The organism is Myxococcus sp. AB056 (assembly GCF_006547365.1).
In the GTDB taxonomy this organism is placed as follows: Bacteria; Myxococcota; Myxococcia; order Myxococcales; family Myxococcaceae; genus Myxococcus; species Myxococcus virescens.
In genome coordinates this window covers 12251-35278 of sequence record NZ_VHLB01000093.1, presented here as the reverse complement: position 1 = coordinate 35278, position 23028 = coordinate 12251, and the positions used below count along the sequence as shown (strand labels likewise).

Below are 23028 nucleotides of genomic sequence, written 5' to 3'. Positions count from 1 at the left end.
GTGGGGGCCCTGGTCCGGGTGGTGGACGCCGGCATCGAGCAGGGGGAGGCGGCCCGGGACGCGGTGGTGAATGACCGCCCCTACACGCTGAGCGAGGAGGACCAGCAGGAGCTGCTGACGGCGGGCGTGGCGCTGATGGTGGCCCCGCCGGGCGTCAATCCGGAGCTGATGGTCCGGGTGGGGGTGGTGGACCGGCTGGACGTGGGCCTGCGCTACAGCGGCATCTCCCTGCGCGGGGACCTGAAGTTCCAACTGGCCCACGGCGGAGATGAGGTGGGCCGCTATCTGGAGCTGGGCCAGAGTTCCTTCGACATGGCCCTGGGGGTGGGGGTGTCCAAGCACTTCTTCAGCAGCCCGGCCCTGGACGTGCTGGAGGTGGTGGAGATGAACGACTTCAGTCGCTACGACGTGGAGGTGCCCCTGTACCTCAGTGCGGACTGGGGGGACGTCTTCAAGCTCTACGCGGCGCCCAAGTACATCTACAGCCGCACCCGGCTGGACGCGCGGCTGGTGGACTACTCCCAGCAGGGGAAGCCGGTGTCGGGCTTCGACGCGAGGCTTCCCGCGACGGTGGGCAGCCACTTCGTGGGCTCCACGCTGGGAATCGCCGTGGGCTACCGGTACGTCCACCTCTTCGCCGAGGTGACGGGGGGCTACTTCCGGAGCAGGCCGCAGCTCTTCGGGATGGAGCGGAACCTGGGGGGCGTTACCGTGATGCCTTCGGTGGGCCTGGCCATCCGGGCGGGCGGTTCGGACAGGAAGCCGGCAGCCGGTCGCTGAGGAGCCGTCCCGCCAGGCGGACGCTGCTCGGCCGTGCAGTGGTGATTTCCGAGCGTTCCCCGGTGCCGATGGCCTCTGGTAGTGTCCGGGCCGGTGAGGATTTCCGCGTGAGCCAGTCCCCCGTCCCGTTCGCTCCCAAACCCGGGCAGATTCGCGGCCCCCGACTGACAGGGCGCTTCGCGGATGGCACGCTCGGAGAGTTTCCCCTGGGGCCGGCGACGTCCCTGGGCCGGCATCCGTCCAACACGTTGCGGCTGGTGGACCGGGAGGTCTCCAAGGAACACGCGGTCATCGAGCGCGTGGGCAAGGACTTCATCCTCAAGGACCTGGGCTCGTCCAACGGCACCTTCGTGAATGGCCGCCGGGTGAAGGAGCTCAAGCTGCGCGACGGGGACGAAATCTCCCTGGGCGCCTCGCGGCTCATCTTCCACAGCGGCGAGCCGGTGGCGCAGGCCAACGCGCCCACCGCGCCGGGCGTGACGGTGGTGGCGCAGTCCATCTCCATGCCGGCCTTCCTGGCGCAGATGGACCAGGTGCCGCAGAACTTCCGGCCCGCCGAGCAGGTGTCGGACGTGGAGGCGCTGCGCCGCGACTACGAGAAGCTGCGCATCGCCCATGAGTTCCACCGCCAGGTGAGCCTGCAGGGCAGCCAGACGGGGCTCTTCGAGCAGATCCTCAAGGTGGCCTTCCAACTGCTGGCCGCGGACCACGGCGTCATCCTGAAGGTGGCCGCGGACGGTGAGTTCATCCCGTCGGCGGTGCACCACCGCTCCGACAAGGCCGTCAACGTCATGCTGTCCGACACCGTGCTCAAGCGCGTGGTGGAGACGGGCAAGGCGGTGCTGACGGCGGACGCCATCATCGACGAGCGCTTCTCCGCGGCGGAGAGCATCGTCGCGCAGGGCATCCGGTCCGCCATGGCGGTGCCGCTGAAGGTGAACGGGAAGATTCAGGCGGTGCTCTTCCTGGACAGCCGGCAGCAGATCAACGCCTTCTCGGAGAAGGACCTGACCATCCTCTCCGGCATCGCCTCGCAGGCGAGCATCGCGCTGGAGAACGCGGCGCTGGCCGAGCAGATTCGCGCCGAGGCCGTGACGCGCGCGGAGCTCAGCCGCTTCCTGTCCAAGGCCGTCGCCGACGCGGTGATCGCCGGTGAGACGGAAGACCTGGCGCAGAGCCGGCTGGCGGAGGTGAGCTGCCTCTTCGCGGACATCCGCGGGTTCACCACCATCTCGGAGAACGATTCTCCACAAGAGGTGGTAGACATGCTCAACGCATTCTTCACCGCCATGGCCGGGGTGGTGTTCCGCCACGAGGGGAACCTGGACAAGTTCATTGGGGACTGTGTCATGGCCGTCTGGGGGCCGCCGCTGTCGCACCCGGACGATGCCGCCCGCGCGCTTCGGGCTGCCTTGGAGATGCAGGACGCCGTGCAGGAGCTGAACCGCCGCCGCGTGGCCGCGGGCAAGCAGCCCATCGAGGTCGGCATCGGGGTGAACACCGGGCAGGCCGTTGTCGGCTACATGGGCAGCGCCGAGCGCCACGAGTTCACCGCCATTGGCGACACGGTGAACACGGCCTCGCGCCTGTGTGGCATGGCGAAGAGCGGTGAGGTGCTGGCCTCCGAGTCCACGGTGCGCAGGGCGGGCGCCGGCTTCGACGTGGAGGGGCTGCCGGCCCTCCAGGTGAAGGGCAAGGAGAAGGCCGTGCCGACCTACCGCGTCCACGGGCTGGAATACACCACCGCCGCTTCCACCTCTCGCCGCGCATGAGCCCGACGACGCAGGCCTGCCCCAACTGCGGCCATCCACACGACATCCGCGTCTACGTGAGCGGCCAGCGTGTCCAGTGCCGCTGCGGCATCCGGTTCGAGGCCCGCCGGGGTGACGTGGCCGCCGAGGTGGCGCGCAACACGATGGTGCCCACGAGCAGCGGCATCCAGGAGCAGCGCCCTCCGGCCAATGGCACCTCCGGCGTGGTGACGGTGGTTCCTCAAGCGGAGCCGGAGCCGGGCATCGACGTCTCCCTTTCGCGTGCTCCGGAGCCCGTGCGCTCCGGGCCTCGCGGCGGCGTGAACGGGCTGCCGGGCGTGGCGGCGCCGGGGACCAGCGGCGTGGCCATGCCTTCCAGCAACGGAGCTTCGGACGCGTCGGTGGAGCAGACGTTGGTGCGCTCGTCCGCGAAGACGGGCTCGGACAGTGCGCACTCGGAGCTGAACGCGCACGAGAACAGCACCTTCGTGGGCGCTGGCAAGGTGGACCTGCCGGGCTTGGAGCTGCTGGAGCTGCTCGGGCGCGGCGGCATGGGCGAGGTGTGGCTCGCGCGGCAGCAGTCGCTGGGGCGCACGGTGGCGGTGAAGCTGCTGCCGCCGCGGCTGGCGAAGGACCCGGAGTTCGTCACGCGCTTCGAGAAGGAAGCCACGGCGCTGGCGGCGCTCAACCACCCGCACATCATCCAGATCATCGACCGGGGCGTCGCGGGCGAGCACTACTACTTCGTCATGGAGTACGTGGAAGGCCGCTCGCTGCGCGAGGCGATGTCGGCCGGGCTCACGCCGGAGAAGGGCATCAAGCTCCTCCTGGCGGTGGCGCGCGCCATCGAGTGCGCGCACGACAAGGGCATCATCCACCGCGACCTGAAGCCGGAGAACATCCTGCTGGACGGGCGGGGGCACGTGAAGGTGGCGGACTTCGGCCTCGCGGGCATCCGCGCGCCGGACTCGCGCCTGCAGCTCACGGCGACGTCGGTGGCCATGGGCACGCTGAACTACATGGCTCCCGAGCAGCGCCGCGACGCGAAGAACGTGGACGGGCGCGCGGACCTCTTCTCGCTGGGCGTCATCCTCTACGAGGTGCTCACCGGGGAGCTGCCGCTGGGCCGCTTCAAGCTGCCCTCCTCGAAGGTGCCGGGGCTGGACCCGCGCGTGGACCCGGTGGTGGACCGCCTGTTGGAGCAGGACCCGGCCGCGCGCTACGAGAAGGCCAGCGAGCTGTGCGCCGCGCTGGAGGCGATGATTTCCACCAGCTCCGCGCCGGGCATCCCGCAGAACGATCTGGACGGCCGCATGGTGCCCGCGGCCGCGCGGTCGGTACGGCCGGGGCGGCAGACCGCGCTGTCGCGTCAGCTCCGTTCGGGCTGGCGGCGCGTGCGCGGTGGCCTGTCGGTGGTGGGCGGGTTGGCGCTGCTGGGCTTCGCGGTCCGGTGGTTCGTGGGGCCGGTGAGCCTCCACCTGGGCGACGACCAGCGCGTCATCATCGGCACGAAGGGCATCCAGGTGAAGCCCGGCAACCGGGTGCTGCCGCCGAACACCTACGGCGAGGTCTTCTCATCGCTTTCCTTCGCGGCGCCCGCCAAGGCCGGGGGCACTTCGCGCCTGGAGCTGGGCTTCGACGAGGGCAACGAGGAGGTCAACGTCCACAGTGGCCAATGGCGGCTGGTGGATGGGGAGCTCCAGGCCTTGCAGGCGGGCAAGGAGACCAACGGGCGGCGGCTGATTCCGCGCGCGTACATCGCGCAGCGCTACTTCTCGTCCAACGACTTCACGGCCGAAGTGCTGATGGACGTGGCGCAGTTGGGGCCGGAGTACGCGCTGGAAGCGGATGCGCAGCACTACGGCGAGCTGGCGTTCCGCATCAGGGACTTGCAGGTCTCCGCGTTCGCCATTCCGGAAGTGGGCATGCGGCTGTCGTGGCGCTACTTCATGCCGGACGGGCGCGAGGTGGTGGGGAACAGCGCGCAGGACACGGAGGCGCTCGTCGAGGACGAGATGCCGCTGCCGGCCCACGGCCCCTACCAGGTGCGACTGCAGATGCGCCGGAACAGCTCGGGTGTGCTGGTGGAGGCGTTCCTCAACAACGAGCGCTTCGCCCGCAAGCTGCTGGTGGGCCTGGAGGACCGCGTGGGCAAGGTGGCCCTGGGCTGCCGCAACCTGTCCTGCTCGTTCGATGACTTGAAGGTCCGGGGACACCTGATGCCCCGGCCCGTCCGCCGCGTCGCCGCCAGCCCCGAGTAGTCCGCGCGGCAGGCGAAGGCTTGCGCGGACGCCGCTCCGTCCCCACCTTGCTCTCGGCATGTTCCGCCTCGCGGGCGTCCATGCCGAGTCTTCAGGGGGACGGGATGGAGCTGTGGCGCATGGCACTGGCGCCGGTCTACGCGGCGTGCCTGTTGGGGCTGTTGGTGGCGGCCTTCGCCTACGGGCGCAAGGACGTGACGTCCCGTCCCTACCGCGTGCCCCTGTTGTGGTTCGGACTTCTGGCGGGGATGTCGCTCGTCGTGCTGCGGCACGTCCAGGGGGCCGGGGCGGTGTTGGCCTCGGAGACGGCCGTGAAGGCCATGGGCGCTGCCCTGTTGGTGCTGGCCGCGGGGTTGGCGCTGCGGGGCGCCTGGGCCCGGACCCGGGCCAACGTGCTGCGGGGTTCGGCACCGGTGCCGCTGGATGAAGCGGTGGCGGCCCTGCGTGCCGGTGCGTCCCCGGGCTGGGGCGTCTACCACGGCGTCCTGGACGCGGAGTCGACGTTGACGTCGCCCGGTGGCGTGCCGTGTGTCTTCTTCGACGCGGAGGTGCGCGAGGTGGCGGCGGACGGCCGGCGCGGGCCGCTGTTGTCGCGTGAGCGCGCGTATGCGCCGGTGCTGGCGCTGCGTGGCCAGCGCGTCCGTGCTTCGGTGTCCTTTTCGCCCGCGTCGCTGATGGCCCCGGTGGAGGTCCGCCGGTGCAAGGACCTGCCGGGCGCGGTGCCCGCGTCCTGGTATCAGACGGCGCATCCGGAGGCCCTGTCCTGGGAGCGCGTGGGCGCGGTGGGCGAATCCTGCCTCGTGGTGGGTGAACTCCGGAGGGGCCCTGTCGAGGGGAGCTACGCCCTAGTCGGTCGGGATGGAGGCCCCGCGATGTTGGTGCTGGGCCCCCAGGCTCCGGCCACCCGTGGGATGCTGGCGCGCCGGGCCTGGCGGCACTTCGCGGCGGCCGGGGTGTTGTCCATGGCAGCCGCCGTCGTCCTGTCAGGGGCGCTGTGAGGCGCGCAGCGGGGGCCGTACCGCCGCGCAGGAGCGTGATGCGCCGCTGGGGCTCGCGGCCCGAGCGCACTCACGCCCAGGCCGCTCGGGACGCGCTCAGGCGGCTCCGGTGCTTCCGGTGCCTCGCGTGGTGGAGAACACGAGCTGTTCCTCGCTGTCCGCCACCCGCACGGTGAGGGTCCGCTCCACGCCCGCGAGACCCAGCGGCGTGGACTGCGCCAGGTCCGAGAGCAGGGAGCCTGCGGCGCGCAGGTGGAAGCCGGTGGTCCACATGCCCTCCAGCTCGCCGAACACGGTGCGCAGCTCGTCCGGGGCCTTGCGTTCGTCAATGGCGCGGCGCAGGCGCACCATGCCACTCACGAAGTTCCGGCACCGCATGAGCGTGTTGGGGTTCTTCGAGATGACCTCCGCGAAGCTGAAGTTGCCGCCACCCGGGCGCCACTCGCTTTCGATGAGCTGCAGGTCCTTGCCCAGGTCGCGCACCGTGGGGTCCTTCTGGAAGTACCACTTGGCGATCTGCGCGGCGCGGCTGGGTGACAAGTCATTCAGCATGAGGCTGCCTTGCTCCTGCACCTCGCGGAGGTAGGCCTCCCAGATGGGGGCGTAGACCGCGCGCCGGAACTCGGCGGAGGCGCGGGGAAGCTGCTCGCTCCAGGGCAGCGCGCGGGCCAGGGCGCGTGAGAAGCGGGACAGCTCCAGCGTCTGGATGCGGGGCACCAGGGCGCGGAACGAGTCATCCGCCATCTTCAGCTCGAGCCGCGTTTCGATGGGGTGCTTGCCCATGTCCTCCTGCATGGCGCTGATGACGGTGGCCGCGTCCTTCGCGTCCAGCACGCCCCAGACGACGGCGTCATCCACCGCCTGCTGCAGGTCCTTGCGCGACAGCTTCTTCTGCCGTCCCCACAGCATCAGGTGCAGGCCGTAGCCGAAGTCGGAGGCCACGGGGGTGGGGGAGAAGCGCGTCATGTCCGCCTTCAGGTCCACCACCCACTGGCCGCGGGTGCCCAGCAGTTTGTCCTCGTAGCCCCGGCGTCCGAGGAACGCCATGCGCCGGGCGCCCTGGAAGTTCTCCTGCGTCACCCAGGACTGCTTGCTGACGTTCTTCGCCTTGAGCAGCTCGAACGAGCCAACCCCCAGCGAGAAGCCGTAGGCCTGCTGGCGCGTGAGCGTGGTGGCGTGCAGGTAGTTGCGCAGCTCGAACTCGCTCTGCTGGGCGGGGAGGCTCTTCATCCACTTCAGCAGCTCCACCAGGTTGCCCTTGAGCAGGGACTCGTGGAAGCGCATCGCGGTGACGTCCTCCACGACGACCTCCAGCAGCGTGGAGGTCTCCGACAGGCGCAGGTATTCGTACTCGAAGCCCTCGGCGACCTGCGTGCGGACGGCGTTCTCCAGCGACTCTGCGACGCGGGCCTTGAAGTCGGCCCAAGCCTGCGGAAGGTTGGCCGGGTCTGCCAGCTGCGGGTCGATGCCAAGGCGCTCCAGCACCAGGCCCAGCACCTTCTTCTGGTTGTCGTCCAGCTTCGCCTTGCTGGCCTTGTCCACCAGGCCGTCCATGATTTCCACCGCGGTGGTGCCCTTCTTGACGAGGTCGCGAAGGACGGGCCCCAGCAGCGCTTCCAGCAACTGGCCCAACTGGGCCTTCACCGTCGCCGGGTCCAGCAGCTCCACGGTGATGCCCAGGCCGGCGGAGTGCGCCTGCTCATGGGACTTCACCTTGCGCACGGCGACCTGGATGCGGCCGGCACGAGGGCGGGAGAAGCTGAGCTGGTAGTCGTCGGTGAGGGACACCCGGGCGGACAGGCCCGCCTTGGCGCTGGTCTTCAACGCGAGCAGCTCGTTGCCGCGCAGGAAGCCCAGCCGGTTGAGGTTGGTGGGGAAGATGTCCGCCCAGTTGAGCTCCAGCCGCGTGTGGAGCGCGCCGCGGGCCTGCCACGCCAGCGCGTCCCCCGTGGCCAGCTTGGCCAGGTCGGTGGCCTGCATCAGCCGCAGCTCGGACAGGTCGGAGCGCACGGCCTCGCGCATGTTCTGGCCCAGCGGATGCGCGCGGTAGTCGCTGAGCGTGACGGACAGCTCCGTCTGGTTCTCGGAGGCGAGGAAGGACAGGCTGGCGCTCACGGCGGCCTTCACGCGCGCGGACACCTGGTAGCGCATCCACCCGATGTCACCGCCCAGCAGCAGCTGGGGCCGGGGCCCTGACTCGGCGCTCTCCGGGCTTGGCTCGCCGACGATGCCGTTTTCGTCCACGTCGCCCAGCGAGTTGAAGTTCCGGATGGACGCTTCGCCGGTGGCTTCGAAGGAGAGCGTGAAGCCGTGCATGGCCAGCTTGGGCGGAAGGATTTTCTCTTCCGTGAAGGTCCCCTGGGCCAGCGGCACCTTGATGTCCTGGTCCTGCAGCTTCACGTCGGGCACCTTGCCCGCCACGACGTCGGGAAGCTTCTCCAGCAGCTTGTTGACCACTTTCATGCGCGTCCCCCTGGGCTGAAGCCTCCTGCACGTGGGCCGGAGGTGTCTTCGTCGTACGCCGTTGCCCAGCTCGGAACAAGGCGGATACCGGAAAAGACCGGTGGTCAGCGGACAGATGCCCTGGAGGGTGGGGTGGAAGTCGCCCCCGCGCGGTGCGTCAGGGCTCGTCGCCCAGTCCGTACTCCTTGAGTTTCCGCGCGAGCGTGTTGCGGCCAATCTCCAGCACGCGGGCCGCAGCGGTGCGGTTGCCCTTCACGGCGTCCAACACGCGCAGGATGTGGCGGCGTTCGACCTCCGCCAGTGGCAGCAGGCCCGCCTCCATGGGCGCGGGCGCAGCCGGCGCGTTGACACCTTGGGTGGCTGCAGGAGTCGGCAGGGCGGCCCGGTCCACATCGGGCAGGGGCAGGTGCTCTTCGAGAATCTCCCCTTCACAGAGCACCACGGCGCTCTCGATGCAGTTCTCCAGCTCCCGCACGTTTCCCGGCCAGCGGTAGCGCTTGAGGCGCTCCACCGCGGCGGCGCTGAGGCGGGGCGGCGTCAGCCGATGTCTCCGGGCGACGGCGGCGACGAAGTGGCGGGCGAGCCGCTCGATGTCCTCCGCGCCGCGCTCCCGCAGCGGCGGCAGCACCACCTCGACCACCTTGATGCGGTAGTAGAGGTCCTCACGGAAGCGGCCCTCGGCCACCATGCGGGCCAGGTCCCGGTGGGTGGCCGCGACGATGCGCACGTCCACCTTCACGGCCTGGGTGCCGCCCACGCGCTCGAACTCGCGATCCTGGATGACCCGCAGCAACTTGCCCTGCACCGGCAGGGGCAGCTCGCCAATCTCGTCGATGAACACCGTGCCGCCGCTGGCCGCCTCGAACTTGCCGGGCACGCGGTGGTCCGCGCCAGTGAAGGCGCCGCGTTCGTGGCCGAAGAGCTCGTTCTCGATGAGCGTGGCGGGCAGCGCCGCGCAGTCCACCTTGATGAAGGGCTGGTCCCTGCGGGGGCCATTCACGTGGACGGCACGGGCGAACAGCTCCTTGCCGCTGCCACTCTCGCCGCGCAGCAGCACCGTCGCGTCGGTGGGCGCGGCCTTGCGCACCAGCCGGTAGATGGCCTGGAGCTGCGGGGACTCGCCGATGATGCGGTTGAAGAAGTAGCCCACCGGTACCTGGGGCTGGTCCTTCGCGCGCTGGAGCTCCTGGTAGAGGCTGGTGCTCTGGAGGGCGGTGCTCACCTGCGAGGCGATGGCGGTGAGCCGCTGTGTGTCGTCGTCGGTGAAGCGGTCCGCGCCGCGGCGGTTGAGGACCTGGAGCACGCCGTAGAGGGCGCCGTCCCCGTCGCGCAGTGGCACGGCGAGCAGGCTGGTGGTGCGGTAGCCCGTCATCCGGTCGATGTCCGCGAAGAAGCGCTGCTCGCCGCGCGGGTCCGGCACGTTGATGGCGTGCCCCGCCTTGGCGACGGTGCCGGCGACGCCCTGGCCCAGCTTGACGCGAATCTGGGACACCTCGGGCAGGTGCGCGGCGCGGCTGAACAGCTCGCGGCGGGCCGGGTCCAGCAGCCAGAGGGTGCCGCGGTCCGCTTGCAGGGTGATGGCGATGCGGTCCATCAGCGTCTGGAGGAACGCGTCGAGGTCCACCTCCCTGCCGACGAGTCCTCCGAAGGGGAGGAGGACCTGGGAGACGTCCGAGGGGGCTTGGGGCATGGCGGGCAACGGCGGCAGGACGAAGGCGGAGGTCGCACCATAACATCCAGCGGGCATGGGACTGCCCCTCTCAGGCCGCGCGGCCCAGCACCAGCCGCTGGCCTTCGCGTGCGGGCTCGCAGATGGGGAAGAGGGCGCGGGCCTGCTCCGCCATGTCCTCGAGCATGTCGTCGCCGTGCGCCGGGTCATGGTGGAACAGGCACAGCCGGCGCGCCCCCACCAGCCCGGCCACGCCCGCGGCATCCATCATGGTGGAGTGGCCCCAGCCCTTCTTCGCCACGCCCTTGCGGCCCTCGTATTCGTCCGGCGTGTATTGCGCATCCAGGCACAGGACGTCCGCGCCCTCGAAGAGGCGGCCCACCTCTGGCGCGAGCTCCTGCACCCGCACCTCCACGTCCGTGGCGTAGACGAACGAGTGGCCATCCGCCTCCACGCGGTACGCCAGGCACCCCTGCGGGTGCGGCACGTCGATGGGCGTGACGCGGAAGGGGCCCACCTCCACGGGCCGGGCATGCAACGCCGAGCGGAAGTCCATCCGCGAGCGCATGGTGCTCAGCGGCACCGGGAAGTGGGGCGGCTGCATCTGCGCGGCCAACTCGGACTGGAGCGCCTGGGCCCCATTCGCGCCCGGGCCGTAGAGCGTCAGCTCGGACGTAGGCAGCCAGGCCGGCGTGAAGAAGGGGAAGCCCTGCACGTGGTCCCAATGCAGATGCGAGAAGAAGAGGGTGGCCTTCTGGGGCGCGCCCTCGCGCATCATGATTTCGCCCAGTGCGCGGATGCCCGTCCCTGCATCCAGGATGAGGCGGTGGCCCTGGCTGGTCACCTCCACGCAGGCCGTGTTGCCACCAATGCGCGAGCCCGACACCGCGATGCTCCCCCGAACGCCATGAAACCGGACTTCCATCGTGAGCCTCCTTGAATGGGGGGCCTCCACGTGGGACGCCCTCATGCCCGGAGCCTCAGAGCATGGGGTGTGCCATTTCCAAGTGCGCGGAATCAGGGGCGAGGGCTTTGAGCGCGCTCACCGGTGCTCCAGAGTGGATCGCGCTCGCATGGTGCGGGCGATCCAAACCGGTACAGGTCGCCCGCATGGCAGGGCGGCGGGCCCGTCTTCCAACGCCAAGGGGGCGCGCTCGCGCCCACGCCCTGGCTAGTCGCCCTGACTCGGGGCGGGAGCGGGCGCAGGGGCCGGTTGCGGGCGACGGGAGTCGAAGGCCATCAAGATGGCGCCGACGACGAGCGCGGCGTCCGCGACGTTGAAGGCATACCAGGGGTTCACCGGCCAGAACCCGAAGTCAGCGACGACGAAGTCCGTCACGCTGCCCAGGCGGACGCGGTCAATCAGGTTGCCGACGCCGGCGCCGACGAGGCCGAGCGCGACGTGCAGCCGGTAGTGGTCCGCGGGCGACTGGCGGACCAGGTGGATGACCAGCAGGAAGACGGGGATGGCCACCGCGCTGAGGATGAGCTGGGCGTAGGGCAGCGACCGGAACATGCCGAAGGTGATGCCGGTGTTCTCCACGTACTGGAAGCGGATGACGTCGCCGAAGACGCTCATGCCGGTGTAGCCCAGGGGCTTCACGTGCTCGCGGACGAGGACCTTCGTCCATTGGTCGAGGATGAGCAGCAGCGTGGCCAGCCCACCCACGACAAGGTACTTTCGACGCTCCGGAGTCATTTGCGGCGCAGCCTCCTATAAATGAGGTGGCCGGACAACCACCGGGAGTGTCGGCGAGCGGATGCTCATCGTGCTCGCAGGGCCATTGGCAGACCGAGTTACCGCGTGGGGAAGGGCCAGGCGGCGAGGGGCGCCGGTACCGGTGTGGCCCGCTCCATGTACAGGGAGTGCGCGAACGGGCCGATCTCCTTTGTCTCAGCGAGTGCGTTGAACCGGCCTGTCATTTCGAGTTCGGCCCCGCTTTGCTCCATCGACTTGTCGATGAACAGTGTCAGGACGCCTGTGTGGACCCAGCCGAACTCGAAAGTGAAGAGTCCCACCACGCATTCCAGCCGTCCCCGGCGAGGAGGGGGACCTCCGGCGATGAGCGCCTCGGCGACGCGGGCGGCGGGGGCTGAGTCCAGATGGCTCTCGCTCAGACTCCAGGAGGCAAGAGGGCGCTCGAAGCGGATGGGGGTGCGCAGACACAGCACCGCGTGTTGAACCGCAGGCGGGAGGGAGGCGTCTTCACCCAGCAGCGCCGCGGCTCGCGCGAAGCGGCTTGCGTCGGAGGGCTCAGTGGCGACGAGATAGTTCCAGGCCGCGGAGAAGGGGCCGCCTCCGTATTCCACCAGGTAGTCGTCGGGAGCTTGAACCCCCACGGCGGCCGTCCCTTCGGGGGCGCGGTAGTAGCCGTATTTCTGGAGCGTTTCCAACTGCCAGAGCCCCGGTCCCACCCGGCCAAGGCGGGCAGCCCAGCGGTCGCTCGGAAAGTCCCTGGCTTCAGGCATTCGCGGCCGTGTCCAGGCCCAGTGCGTCGTCACCGCCCAATCACCCATGGCGAAACATCCCAGCACGAGAGACAGAGGGAAACGAGTGCTTCTGTTCGTCCAACGGCCGGACCAAGATGGGGGGCAGTGTCTTCCCGTCTCGCCAGTCGCCCGCGTTGTTCCCGCTGCAACCTGGCGCTTCACCTGTGTCTGTGTGACGAGATTCCCCAGGTCCACACGCGGACGCGAATCCTCCTCCTGCAGCACGTGATGGAGATCGCGAAGAAGAGCAACACCGGAGGCGTGGCCGCGCTGGCGTTGGTGAACTCGAAGCGCCTCATCCACGGCTCCCTCAGCGGGAGCGCGGAGCTGGAGCTGCTCTCCGAGCCCGGGACGTGGCTGCTCTATCCCGATGGGCCGCCACCCCGGCCCGATGCGCCGCCACCCCGGCAGCTGGTGGTGCTGGACGCGAGCTGGTCCCAGGCGCGGCGGATGACACAACGGGTCGCCGCGCTACGGACGCTGCCTCGCCTGGCGCTGCCGCCACCGGAGCCAGGACTGCTCCGGCTCCGTGAACCCTCGCACCCCTCCGGGATGTCCACCCTGGATGCCGTGGCTCGAGCAGTGGCGGCGCTGGAAGGGGCCGAAGTGGCCATGCCCCTGGCGCGGCTCGCCGCGCTCCGAGTCCAACGGATCGCCGAGTGTGGGACCTTGTATTGAGTCCCCGGGTATCCGTGCTCGGCTCCGTGTCTTCGTGAATTGACACGCGCTTGAGCCGGTCTTGATGGATTCGGGATGTCTGTGATTGCGCTGCCAGGGGGGCATTCACTTCTTCTCCCTGGAAGCGATGCGTTCGGAGCGCGGGGCCGGCGCTGGCTCGCGGCGGCGCCCGACACCGCGATGTCAGTGGCGTGAGTTAAAGAGAATGTCGCGGCAAATGAACCTCCTTCGGGTACTTCGTGAAGAAACAGAAAAACTCGCTCTTGCGGATAAAATGAATTTCGCGTAACATCTCTGTGACGTCAGCGTAGGCTGGCTCTTCTATTTCAAGAGGGGGAGCCCCGGGATGTTCAGGGGCGTTGCCGGGCGGATGTGACGGTACCCGTGCCCAAGGCGGCATGGGCGTCCTCCTGGGCGTGGTGTGTCTTTCGATTGGGCGGCTCAGATTCATCAACCAAGGCTCTGCGGCCCATTGTCGGCTGCGGGGCTGTTCTTAATTCCTCGCCATGTCCGCACGCATCAGAGAGCGTCAGGAGAGCTGGGGCACCATCATCTACGACAACCTCCGCGATGAGTTCTCGGCGAAGGTGTTCGAGGGCTGCGTGCCTGTGCCGCGAAGTCCCATCGGTTGTGGATGGCTCGTCACCGCGCCGTGCAACCTCGTGTGTATCCACTGCTACGGGAACGTCGAGGACCTGCCGTCGAAGCGGCTCTCCACGCCCCAGCAGCTCAAGGTGGCCGACGAAGTCATCCGTGCGGGAATCATGCGACAGATTCTCTCCGGCGGTGAGCCGTTGATGCGCCGAGACACGCTGAACGTCATCGACAAGCTCACGGACCATGGTGTCGCCACCATCCTCGGCACCAACGGCACCTTCCTGACGCAGCAGATGATGAAGACGGTGTCTCGCTGCACGCGCGTGGAAATCAGTCTCGATTCCATGGACGAGCGGGTGAACAACGAGATTCGCCCCAGCCGCAACGCCAAGGGCAACACCTATCAGGAGACGCTCCGGGCCATGGGCCTGTGCGTGGACCATGGCGTGGCGCCGCGAATCCTGACCTGTCTCAACCGCCACAACAGCCAGCATGTCGAGGAGCTGGCCCAGTTCATCTACGAGCGGGGCATCCGCGACTGGGCCATTTCCTGGACGCTCTCCGCTGGTCGCGCCTATCACATCTACGGCGAGTTGATGCCGGAGGAGACGTCGCATGTCACCGCGACCGTGGAGCGGCTGCGGGTGCGCTACCCGGACATGCAGATTCGCTTGTCGGACCGCACCGTCAACTACAGCCGCTACTACTTCCTCATCTGGCCAGACGGCATCATGGGCACCGAGGAGATCGTCACCGGCAAGAAGCTCTTCTTCAGCTCGCTGGTGACGGGCTCCGTCCAGGATGGTTGGAAGCAAGAGAACTACGACCTGGACGCACACTTCCGGAAGTGGGTGGGGGACCGCATCGAGGTCATTCCCGCGGAAGGCCGGAAGCCCCTGGTCGCATAGGATGTCCGTGGCATGGAGCTGATTGACGTCATCGACCCCCAGGGGCAGGTGGTGGGGAGCGCGCCCCGCGACCAGATCTACGGCCAGAAGCTGCCCCATCGCATCGTGCATGTGATGGTGGAGCACGACGGCAAGGTCTTCCTGCAGCGGCGCTCCCGGCACATGACCTTCATGCCCGGCCACCTGTGCACGTCCGCGGGTGGCCACGTGAGCGCGGGCGAGGCGCCCCTGGAGGCCGCCCAGCGGGAGCTCCTGGAGGAACTGGGCCTGGAGGGCCCGCTGGTGCCCGTGGCGGAGTTCGTCTTCGACGATGGGCACCACCGGCGCATCTTCCTCTACCGCGCCCGAATGGAAGGCCCGCTGCGCTTCTCCGAGCGGGAGGTGGACGGGGGCCTGTTCCTGGCGCCGGAGGAGTTGGGGCGCCTGCTGGACGAGCCCTGTCATCCCCAGTTGTGGCCCTGTCTGGAGCGCCTCTTCCCCGGGCCGAGCGCCGACGCGCGGACGCGATGGAAACCGTCCTCTACTCGCTGACGTCCGTCCTGCTGCGGTCGGGAAACAGCGTCTTCGACCGGCTCAGCTACGGGCTCCGCCGCCAGTCCATCCTCGTCCTCAACTTCGCCAACAACTTCGTCCCGTTCCTCTTGCTGGCGGCGCTGACGCCGCTGCTGCCCATGACGGACAGGGCGGGGTGGGCGCTCTATGGCAACGCGCGGCTCGCGCTGTTCGCGGTGAGCGTCCAGGGGGTGGCCTTCGCCTTCTCCTACGGCTTCCGGCACCTCACGGTCGCCCGGGTGAACATCGCCTCGCGTATCGGGGATGTGCTCATCCCCCTGGCGCTCATGCTGTCCGGCCGCACGGTGCACTGGACCGAGTATCTGTTCGCCCTCGCCGTGTCCGGCTGCTCGTTGCTGGCCGCGGGAGGTGGCTCGGACAACCGCCGCGCCCTGTGGCTGCCGGCGTTCTTCATCACCGTGGCCGTCCTCGTGCAGAGCCTCTGTGGGGAGCTCTTCTTCCAGGGCCAGCCTTCGGGCGTGGCGTCCAACCTGGAGGTGAGCACCGCCTTGTTGTTCTGGAGGAGCGCGGCCTGTCTGGTGCTGCTGCTCCTCTTCGGCGCCCGGGGGACGCTGGGGGCGCAGGTGAGCGAGCTGGTCGTGGACGGCCGCGCACGCACCAACCTGCTGGTGCGCGCCCTCTTCACCGTGGGCAATCAGGTCGCCTTCGTCATGGCGCTGGCGGCGGGAAACCGCGTCGTCGCCTGGCCCATCCTCAACTCGGTGACGCTCTTCTCCCTGGTGTTCGCCAACGCCTTCATCCAGGAGGCGCCCGCGCGACGCGAGGTGTTCGCCGTCGTGGCCATCGTCGCGTTGGCCGTGCTCAAGGCCGCGCTGTAGTTCGTGTCGGCGCCAGGTCCGGCAGCACCTGGTCCGCGAAGCGCAGCGAGAGGGCGGTGAGCGTCAGCGTCGGATTGATGGCGCCGTTGTTCGGGAAGTTGCCGTTGGTGAGGGCGAACAGGTTCTTCGTCCCGAAGACGAGGTGCCTCCCGTCCACGACGCCCGAGTCCGGCCCTTGGCCGAAGCGCGCCGTGCCCACCGAGTGGTCCGCCCGGCGAATCACGCCCGAGACCCAGACCTCCGACTCGCGGCAGCCCGCGGTCTTCATCACCTGCATCAAGGTGTCGGTCATCCACTGCCAGCGCGCGGCGAACCCCGAATCCACCGCGTAGTGAATCTCCACCTGGCGCTCGCCCGGCTTGCCCGTGAAGCGCAGGCGGTTCTCCGCCTGGGGGAACTCCTCGATGAAGCCATGGAGGTTGAGCCGGCTCTCCCGGGCGAAGGAGGCGATGTACTCGGGCGCCAGTTTTTCCTGGCGGACCCAGGACTGCAGGTCCGGCTCCTCCGGGTACTCGGAGAAGATCATCTTCCCGGCGGCCTGCTGCTCCGGCGTGTCGAAGTGCCGCGAGAAGAGGGCGGGCATGGGGACTTCGCGCCCGTTGAACTCCCGAGGGGGCTTCGCCAGCTTGCCCTCGAGCTTCAGCATCGGGTGGGTAACCAGGTAGCGACCGAGCGCGGGCAGGCGCTGCTCATCGAAGCCCGAGTGCCACAGCAGCTTGGGTGTCTCCAAGGCGCCCGCGGCCACCAGCACGGCGTCCGCGTCCAGCGTGGCCGTCTCGCCCTCGGCGGTGCGGTAGGTGACGCCCTGGGCCACCGCTCCCGCCATGCGCACGGCCAGCACCGGGCTGCTCGCGAGCAACCGGAAGCCCGGGTGGGACTCCATGTCCGCCAGCAGCAGGGTGGGGTCGAAGCGCGCGCCCATCGGGCAATACCGGCACGTGCCAAACGTCATGCACGGGCCGCCCACGCCCTCGCCGCCGGGGCCTCTGCGCGACATGGGAATGTGGTCATAGGTGATGCCCAGCGCCTTCAAGGCGTGGCGCACCGGCTCCGACTCGATGGGATACGGCGGGCTGTTCCACTTGTAGGGCTGCGAGCGCCAGGGCGTGGGATGTCCGTCCACGGGCGCGTTGGGGCCGGTGACGTTCAGCAGGGACTCGGCCTGGCTGTAATAGGGCTCGAGCTGGGTGTAGCTGAAGGGCCAGTCGTTCCCCTTGCCGGTGCGCTTGCGCAGCTCCAGGTCCTCGGGCTGGAGGCGGGGCGTCCAGCCGCTCCAGTGCAGCGTCGACCCGCCCACCGCCATGAGCCGGCTGCCCTTGATGAGGAAGTGGTCGCGCTCGGGTTGGACACCGGGGCGGGAGTTGGCGTCACCCTGCGAGTCCTCACAGGCGTGGTAGGGCCGCACGCCCGTGGTGACGAAGTCCAGCCAGCGGCGCGAGTCCCGCATGGGCGTGCGAGGGCCGGCTTCGAGCATCACCACCTCGTAGCCCCGCTCCAGCGCGGCGCGGGCGGTGATGACCGCGGCAACACCACTTCCGACGATACACAGCCTCATGGTTGTCAAATCCTGTCGGCGACCGCGCTGACTACAGTTCGTCCGAGGCGTGATAGGAGCCAGACGCGTGCGGCTCGTGCCAGAGCCCGCCCATGTGGCCATTCATGTTGCCGAAGCCAAACGTCCGGAAGCCCCCGCCGACCAGCGACATGATGGCCAGCTCGCCCACCACCTTCACGCGGTGGAGCTCTGGCAGCTCCAAGAGCCATTCCGCGGAGAGCCTCTCGGGCCGTTTCACCTCCGCCGCGAAGCGGGTGTAGGTGGCCAGGTATGAGGGGCGCTCCTCGCATTTGAGACGCAGATAGCCTTCCAGCAGCGCCTCGTTGAGCTGACCCTCCATTCCCACGAAGCGTGAGAGCCAGCGGGCCGTATCGAGCAGGACCTCCCGCACGTCGTCGGGAAGGGGCCCCGCGCTGTCGGGCGCGATGAGCTGGAGGGGGGCCGAGCCCACCGTGGGAGGCATCAGTCGCGGGCGAAGCGTGCCGCAACTGGAGGCCACCACGCCGATTCCCAACCACTGCAGGAGCTGTCTGCGATTCAGCAGCGCTTCCCTCGATACAGTCCCAGAGGAGGGAGATGTTTTCACGGCGTTGTTCATGACGGCTCAGTCCTCATGCTGCCCCAGTTTTCCCAGTGGAAGCAAGGGTTGCGGACATTGCCTCGATTGCTGCTCCATGGCAAAGAGCACGGGCGATATGTGGATCGTTCGGCTGGCGCTCCGACGCCCCTATACCTTCGTGGTGGCGGCGCTGCTGCTCGTCTTCGTGAGTGTGCAGGTCATTCACGAATCCCCCACGGACATCCTCCCTGAGGTCGACATCCCCGTCATCAGCGTCGTCTGGAGCTATGACGGGCTGCCCGCGCAGCAGATTGAACGGCAGATTACCCAATACAGTGAATACTCCCTGGCGAACAACGTGGCGAACCTGGCCCGGCAGGAAAGCCAGTCATTCGACGGTGTATCGGTCGCCCGGTTGTATCTACACCCTGGGGCTGACGTGGCCGAGGCCATGGCCCAGGTGACGGCGTCCTCGCAATCCATCACCCGGCGCATGCCTCCGGGGACACAGCCGCCCATCATCCTCCGGTATTCGGCCAGCAGTGTGCCCATCCTCCAGGTGTCGTTCAGCAGCGAGACGCTCACCGAGTCGCAAATCTACGACCATGTGAATCAACGCGTTCGGCCCCTGCTCGGCACGGTCCGGGGCGCGCGCATTCCCCAGCTCATGGGCGGCAAGGTCCGTCAGATGACCGTGGACCTGGACCTGGAAGCCCTCGAGGCCCATGGGCTGGCGCCGCACGACGTCGCCTCGGCGGTCTCCGCACAGAACCTGGTCCTGCCCACGGGGAACATCAAGATGGGCGCGCACGAGTACCGCGTGACGCTCAACAGCAGTCCGGAGACGCTCGCCGCGCTCAATGACATCCCGGTGCGCCGGAGCGACGGCCGCGTCGTGTTTCTCCGAGACGTGGCGCACGTGCATGACGGCTTCGCGGTGCAGACGAACATCGCCCGGGAGGAGGGCCGGCGCTCCGTCATCCTGTCCGTGATGAAGACGGGGGACGCCTCGACGCTGGAGGTCGCCCGTCGCGTGCGCGAGCTGCTGCCCACCATCCAGGCCGCCGCACCGGAGGGGTTGTCGGTGCGGTTGCTGGCGGACCAGTCCTCCTTCGTCACGACCGCCATCCACGGGCTCCTGGTTGAAGGAGTCATCGCCGCGCTGCTGACGGCGACGATGATCCTCCTGTTCCTGGGGAGCTGGCGGAGCACGCTCATCATCGTCATCTCCATTCCCTTGTCGGTGCTCGCGGCCATCCTGGTGTTGCGGGGCCTCGGGTACACGCTCGACTCGATGACGCTGGGCGGGCTGGCGCTCGCGGTGGGCATCCTCGTGGATGACGCCACGGTGGAGATAGAGAACATCCACCGCAACCTGGCCATGGGGAAGCCGCTCACCCAGGCCATCCTGGATGGCGCGGAGCAGATCGCCGTGCCCGCCTTCGTCGCCTCGCTCTCCATTGGCATCGTCTTCATCTCGGTGCTCTTCCTGGAGGGGCCGGCCCGGTACCTGTTCCTGCCCATGGGCCTGGCGGTGGGGCTCTCCGTCATGGCCTCGTATCTGCTCTCGCGCACGCTGGTGCCCACGCTCGTGCAGTTCCTGCTGCGCGCGGAGGTTCAGCGGCACGGGCAGCCGCAGACGGGCTGGCTGGCGCGACTGCACCACCGGTTCGAGGAGGGCTTCGAGCGCTTCCGGGCGCGGTACGTGAGGGCGCTCCAGAAGGCCCTGGCCCGGCCGCGCCGCGTGCTGGTTTTCTTCCTGCTCGCGGTGTTGGCGGCGGTGGGGTTGATGCCCTTCGTGGGCCGCGACTTCTTCCCCACCGTGGACGCGGGCCAGCTCCGCCTTCACGTCGTGGCGCCGCCAGGGACGCGCATCGAGGAGACGGAGCGGTACCTGTCGCTCGTGGAGGACGCCGTGCGCGAGCTCATCCCCGCCGAGGACCGGGTGAGCCTGATTGACATGATGGGCATGCCGGGCGGCTACAACCTCGCGCTGACGGACACCTCCAACGTGAGCAGCGCGGACGGGGAGGTCCTCGTGACGCTGGCTCGGAAGCGCCGGGTCCGGACGGACGCGTACGTCCGGCTGCTGCGCGAGGAGCTGCCACGGCGCTTTCCCGAGCTCACGTTCTACTTCCAGCCCGCGGACATCGTGACGCAGATTCTCAACTTCGGGCTGCCGTCGCCCATTGACGTACAGGTCTCCGGCTCCCAGCGCGAGGCCACCTATGCCATCGCGCGGAAGCTCGAGGCGGAGCTGGGACAGGTCCGCGGCGCGGTGGACGTGCGCCTGTCGCAGGTGGTGAACGCGCCTCGGCTGCACTTCGAGGTGGACCGGGTCCGCTCCAGCGCTGTGGGGCTCACGCAGCGGGACGTGGCCAACAACGTGCTGCTCACCGTGTCATCCAGCTCGCAGGTGAGCCCCAGCTTCTGGATCGACCCGAAGACGGGGAACAGCTATCCGGTGTCGGTGCGCGTGCCGGAGACGCGGGTGTCCTCGGTGGAGGACCTGACGCGGATGGCGCTGCCCACCCGGGAGGGGCCCCAGCTCCTGGGCGACCTCACCCGGGTGCAGCGCGAGTGGACGCCCGTCTTCGTCACCCACGTGGACATCCAGCCCACCTTCAACGTCCGCGCGGACGTCCAGGACACGGACCTGGGCAGCGTGGCGTCGCGGCTGGAGCGGATCGTCGACCGCTACCGAGAGGAGCTGCCGCCGGGCTCGCGCATCCAGGTGCGTGGGCAGGTGGAGAGCATGCGCACCAGCTTCGACCGGCTGCTGTTGGGCCTGCTGTTCGCGGCGGTGCTCGTCTATGCGCTGATGGTGGTCAACTTCCAGTCCTGGCTGGACCCCTTCATCATCATCACCGCGTTGCCCGGGGCGGTGGTGGGCATGGTGGTTTCGCTGTTCGCCACGCAGACGCCGTTCAGCATTCCCTCGTTGATGGGCGCCATCATGAGCGTGGGCGTGGCCACGGTGAACTCCGTGCTGGTGGTGTCCTTCGCCAACGAGCGGCTCGCGCTCGGCGCGAGCGCGGCGGAGGCGGCGCTCGAAGCGGGGCGAGTGCGGGTGCGCCCCGTGTTGATGACGGCGCTGGCCATGGGCCTGGGCATGCTCCCCATGTCCCTGAACCTGAGCGAGGGCGGCGAGCAGAACGCCGCGCTCGGCTGCGCCGTCATCGGCGGCCTCGTGGGGGCCACGGTGGCGACCCTGTTCTTCGTTCCCGTCGTCTACAGTCTGATGCAGGCGCGGCGGGCTGTCCGCGCGGCGGCCCCTGAACTCGAGCCTTCGGTGACAGCGTGACGGAGCAGACCCCTGGCGTGGATGCCGCGGCGCCCGCCGCCGCGGCGCGAGGCGGGCGCTGGCCCTGGGTGTTCGCCGCCTTGCTCCTGGTGCTGCTGGGGCTCGGTGTGGCGCCACGGTTGGAGCGGTCGCGCGCGTTGGACCGACGTGAAGCGGAAGCCCGTCTGCCGCCGCTCGTGGCCACCGCGCGCGTGACGCGGTCCGAGCCGAAGGCGGAGCTCACGTTGCCAGGGACGGTCCTTCCCAGTCAGCGCGCGTCGCTGCACGCCCGCATCAATGGCTTCGTGGGCCGCATCCACGTCGACCTGGGCGACCGGGTCCGCGCGGGCCAGTTGCTGGCGGAGCTTGAAGCGCCCGAGCTCCAGGCGGAGTGTCACCGGGCCCGGGCGCGCCTGGATGAGACGGAGCGGAACCTGGAGCTCGCTCGCGCGTCCGCGCGGCGCGGGCAGATTCTCGCGGGAGAGGGCAACGTCAGCCACGAGGTGGCGGAGGAGGCGCGGGCGCGGGCCAACTCCGCGGAGGCCTCGCTGAAGAGTGCGAAGGCGGAGGTGGAGCGCCTCGATGCGTTGTACGCGTATCGCCGCGTGGTGGCGCCGTTTGATGGGGTCATCGTGCGTCGCAACGTGGACCGGGGAGCACTGGTCACCGCGGGCAGTGGCAACGGCATGACGAGCCTGTTCGAACTCGCGCAGACGCACACGCTGAAGGTCTACGTGGACGTGCCGCAGTCCCTCGCCCATGACATCCGGCCGGGGCTCGAGGCGCGCATCTCCACGCTGGATGCGCCCGCGCGGGCGCTGCCGGGGCGCGTGGTGCGGACCGCGGGGGTGTTGGACCCTGGGACTCGCACGCTCCTGACGGAGGTGCAGCTCGCCAACACAGAGGCGCTGTTCGCCGGGTCATTCGTGCGCGTCCGGTTGCTCATCGAGCGCGAGGCCCCGCCCATGCTCATCCCCGCCAGCGCGTTGGCCGTGCGGAGGGAGGGGCCCACGGTCCTCGTGGTGGGGGAGGCGAATGCCGTCCAGCAGCGCGTGGTCGTGCTGGGGCGAGACCTGGGCGCTCATGTCGAGGTGATGGACGGATTGTCCGCCGAGGACCGGGTGGTGCTGAGCCCACCGGACACCCTGGGCGATGGGCGCGTGGTGCGCGTCGCGGAAGGGCGTGCCGCGCGCTAGCTCGCGTGGAACTCAGCAAAATCCGATAGGGCTGCCATGTCGGTCAGCCTTGATATGCTGTGCGGACTGGAGACTTCGATGAAGCGTTTTCTGTGGCTGTCTGTTTTCGCGGTGGCGTTGGTGTCCAACGTGGCCTCCGCGAGCGAGGAGCTCGCGAAGGCCAAGAGCTGCATGACGTGCCATTCCGCGACGGCGCGGCTGGTCGGTCCCTCGTACAAGGAGATTGCCGCCCGCTATGCGAAGCAGGAGGGCGTGGAGGACAAGCTGGCGCAGCGCGTGCGCAAGGGCAGCAGCGGCGTCTGGGGCGCCATTCCGATGCCGGCGAACGCCCAGGTGTCGGAGGCCGAGGCGCGCGCGCTGGTGAAGTGGATCATGACGCAGAAGTAGCGCGTGGCGCTGAGTACGGAGGCGCCTCCGCCCGTGGCTTCTCTCCCCGTGGGTCGTCCGGT

Annotated in this window: 18 protein-coding genes; 11 read left to right on the top strand and 7 right to left on the bottom strand. The window is 69.0% G+C overall.

Annotated elements, in window-relative coordinates; genetic code table 11:
* The 4 genes from FMP39_RS30295 to FMP39_RS30280 all read left to right on the top strand — a co-directional run.
* Positions 1-780 (top strand): hypothetical protein (locus tag FMP39_RS30295; protein WP_141593570.1); only part of this gene is annotated, 780 nt, incomplete at its 5' end.
* Between the two features lie 107 nt (positions 781-887).
* Entirely contained in the window at positions 888-2552 is a 1665-nt protein-coding gene (locus FMP39_RS30290; RefSeq protein ID WP_194858622.1) for an adenylate/guanylate cyclase domain-containing protein, read from the top strand.
* Entirely contained in the window at positions 2549-4792 is a 2244-nt protein-coding gene (locus FMP39_RS30285; protein WP_141593568.1) for a serine/threonine-protein kinase, read from the top strand. The genes FMP39_RS30290 and FMP39_RS30285 overlap by 4 nt, the downstream gene beginning before the upstream one ends.
* Positions 4793-4896: 104 nt before the next feature.
* The gene (locus tag FMP39_RS30280) at positions 4897-5790 is read left to right on the top strand and encodes a hypothetical protein (RefSeq protein ID WP_141593572.1); all 894 of its coding nucleotides are present in this window, start codon (positions 4897-4899) and stop codon (positions 5788-5790) included.
* Positions 5791-5886: 96 nt separating this feature from the next.
* Here FMP39_RS30280 and FMP39_RS30275 read toward each other — a convergent pair whose 3' ends face one another.
* The 5 genes from FMP39_RS30275 to FMP39_RS30255 form a co-directional block, all read right to left on the bottom strand.
* Positions 5887-8253: a hypothetical protein gene (locus FMP39_RS30275; RefSeq protein WP_228558464.1), complete on the bottom strand. Its 2367-nt coding sequence runs from the start codon at positions 8251-8253 to the stop codon at positions 5887-5889.
* Positions 8254-8410: 157 nt separating this feature from the next.
* The gene (locus tag FMP39_RS30270) at positions 8411-10000 is read right to left on the bottom strand and encodes a sigma 54-interacting transcriptional regulator (protein ID WP_141593566.1); all 1590 of its coding nucleotides are present in this window, start codon (positions 9998-10000) and stop codon (positions 8411-8413) included.
* A gap of 13 nt (positions 10001-10013) precedes the next feature.
* A complete protein-coding gene (locus tag FMP39_RS30265) occupies positions 10014-10847 on the bottom strand; it encodes an MBL fold metallo-hydrolase (protein ID WP_141593565.1) in 834 nt (277 codons plus the stop codon).
* Between the two features lie 246 nt (positions 10848-11093).
* The gene (gene lspA, locus FMP39_RS30260) at positions 11094-11621 is read right to left on the bottom strand and encodes a signal peptidase II (protein ID WP_140863132.1); all 528 of its coding nucleotides are present in this window, start codon (positions 11619-11621) and stop codon (positions 11094-11096) included.
* Between the two features lie 98 nt (positions 11622-11719).
* Positions 11720-12391, bottom strand: a complete 672-nt coding sequence (locus FMP39_RS30255) for a hypothetical protein (protein WP_141593564.1) — start codon at positions 12389-12391, stop codon at positions 11720-11722.
* Positions 12392-12517: 126 nt separating this feature from the next.
* Between FMP39_RS30255 and FMP39_RS30250 the strand changes: the two genes are divergently transcribed.
* The 4 genes from FMP39_RS30250 (at position 12518) to FMP39_RS30235 (ending at position 15986) form a co-directional block, all read left to right on the top strand.
* Complete coding sequence (locus tag FMP39_RS30250) at positions 12518-13090, top strand: tRNA-uridine aminocarboxypropyltransferase (protein ID WP_141593563.1); 573 nt, start codon at positions 12518-12520, stop codon at positions 13088-13090.
* 506 nt (positions 13091-13596) lie between these two features.
* Complete coding sequence (locus FMP39_RS30245) at positions 13597-14595, top strand: radical SAM protein (protein ID WP_141593562.1); 999 nt, start codon at positions 13597-13599, stop codon at positions 14593-14595.
* A 12-nt stretch (positions 14596-14607) separates the two neighbouring features.
* The gene (locus tag FMP39_RS30240; RefSeq protein WP_141593561.1) at positions 14608-15126 is read left to right on the top strand and encodes an NUDIX domain-containing protein; all 519 of its coding nucleotides are present in this window, start codon (positions 14608-14610) and stop codon (positions 15124-15126) included.
* Complete coding sequence (locus tag FMP39_RS30235; RefSeq protein ID WP_141593560.1) at positions 15102-15986, top strand: hypothetical protein; 885 nt, start codon at positions 15102-15104, stop codon at positions 15984-15986. The genes FMP39_RS30240 and FMP39_RS30235 overlap by 25 nt, the downstream gene beginning before the upstream one ends.
* On the opposite strand, the gene FMP39_RS30230 is transcribed toward FMP39_RS30235, so the two are convergent.
* Together FMP39_RS30230 and FMP39_RS30225 are read right to left on the bottom strand one after the other, a co-directional pair.
* Positions 15970-17541: a GMC family oxidoreductase N-terminal domain-containing protein gene (locus FMP39_RS30230; protein WP_141593559.1), complete on the bottom strand. Its 1572-nt coding sequence runs from the start codon at positions 17539-17541 to the stop codon at positions 15970-15972. The two genes, FMP39_RS30235 and FMP39_RS30230, sit on opposite strands and share 17 nt — an antisense overlap.
* Before the next feature lie 31 nt (positions 17542-17572).
* Positions 17573-18139, bottom strand: coding sequence for a hypothetical protein (locus tag FMP39_RS30225; protein WP_228558463.1), 567 nt, complete (start codon positions 18137-18139; stop codon positions 17573-17575).
* A 76-nt stretch (positions 18140-18215) separates the two neighbouring features.
* Between FMP39_RS30225 and FMP39_RS30220 the strand changes: the two genes are divergently transcribed.
* The 3 genes from FMP39_RS30220 to FMP39_RS30210 all read left to right on the top strand — a co-directional run bounded on the left by FMP39_RS30220 (position 18216) and on the right by FMP39_RS30210 (position 22966).
* The gene (locus tag FMP39_RS30220; protein ID WP_228558462.1) at positions 18216-21404 is read left to right on the top strand and encodes an efflux RND transporter permease subunit; all 3189 of its coding nucleotides are present in this window, start codon (positions 18216-18218) and stop codon (positions 21402-21404) included.
* Positions 21401-22579 (top strand): efflux RND transporter periplasmic adaptor subunit, encoded by a 1179-nt coding sequence (locus FMP39_RS30215; protein ID WP_141593557.1) that lies wholly within the window; start codon positions 21401-21403, stop codon positions 22577-22579. The genes FMP39_RS30220 and FMP39_RS30215 overlap by 4 nt, the downstream gene beginning before the upstream one ends.
* Positions 22580-22657: 78 nt before the next feature.
* The gene (locus FMP39_RS30210; RefSeq protein ID WP_141593556.1) at positions 22658-22966 is read left to right on the top strand and encodes a c-type cytochrome; all 309 of its coding nucleotides are present in this window, start codon (positions 22658-22660) and stop codon (positions 22964-22966) included.
* Positions 22967-23028: the final 62 nt, after the last annotated feature.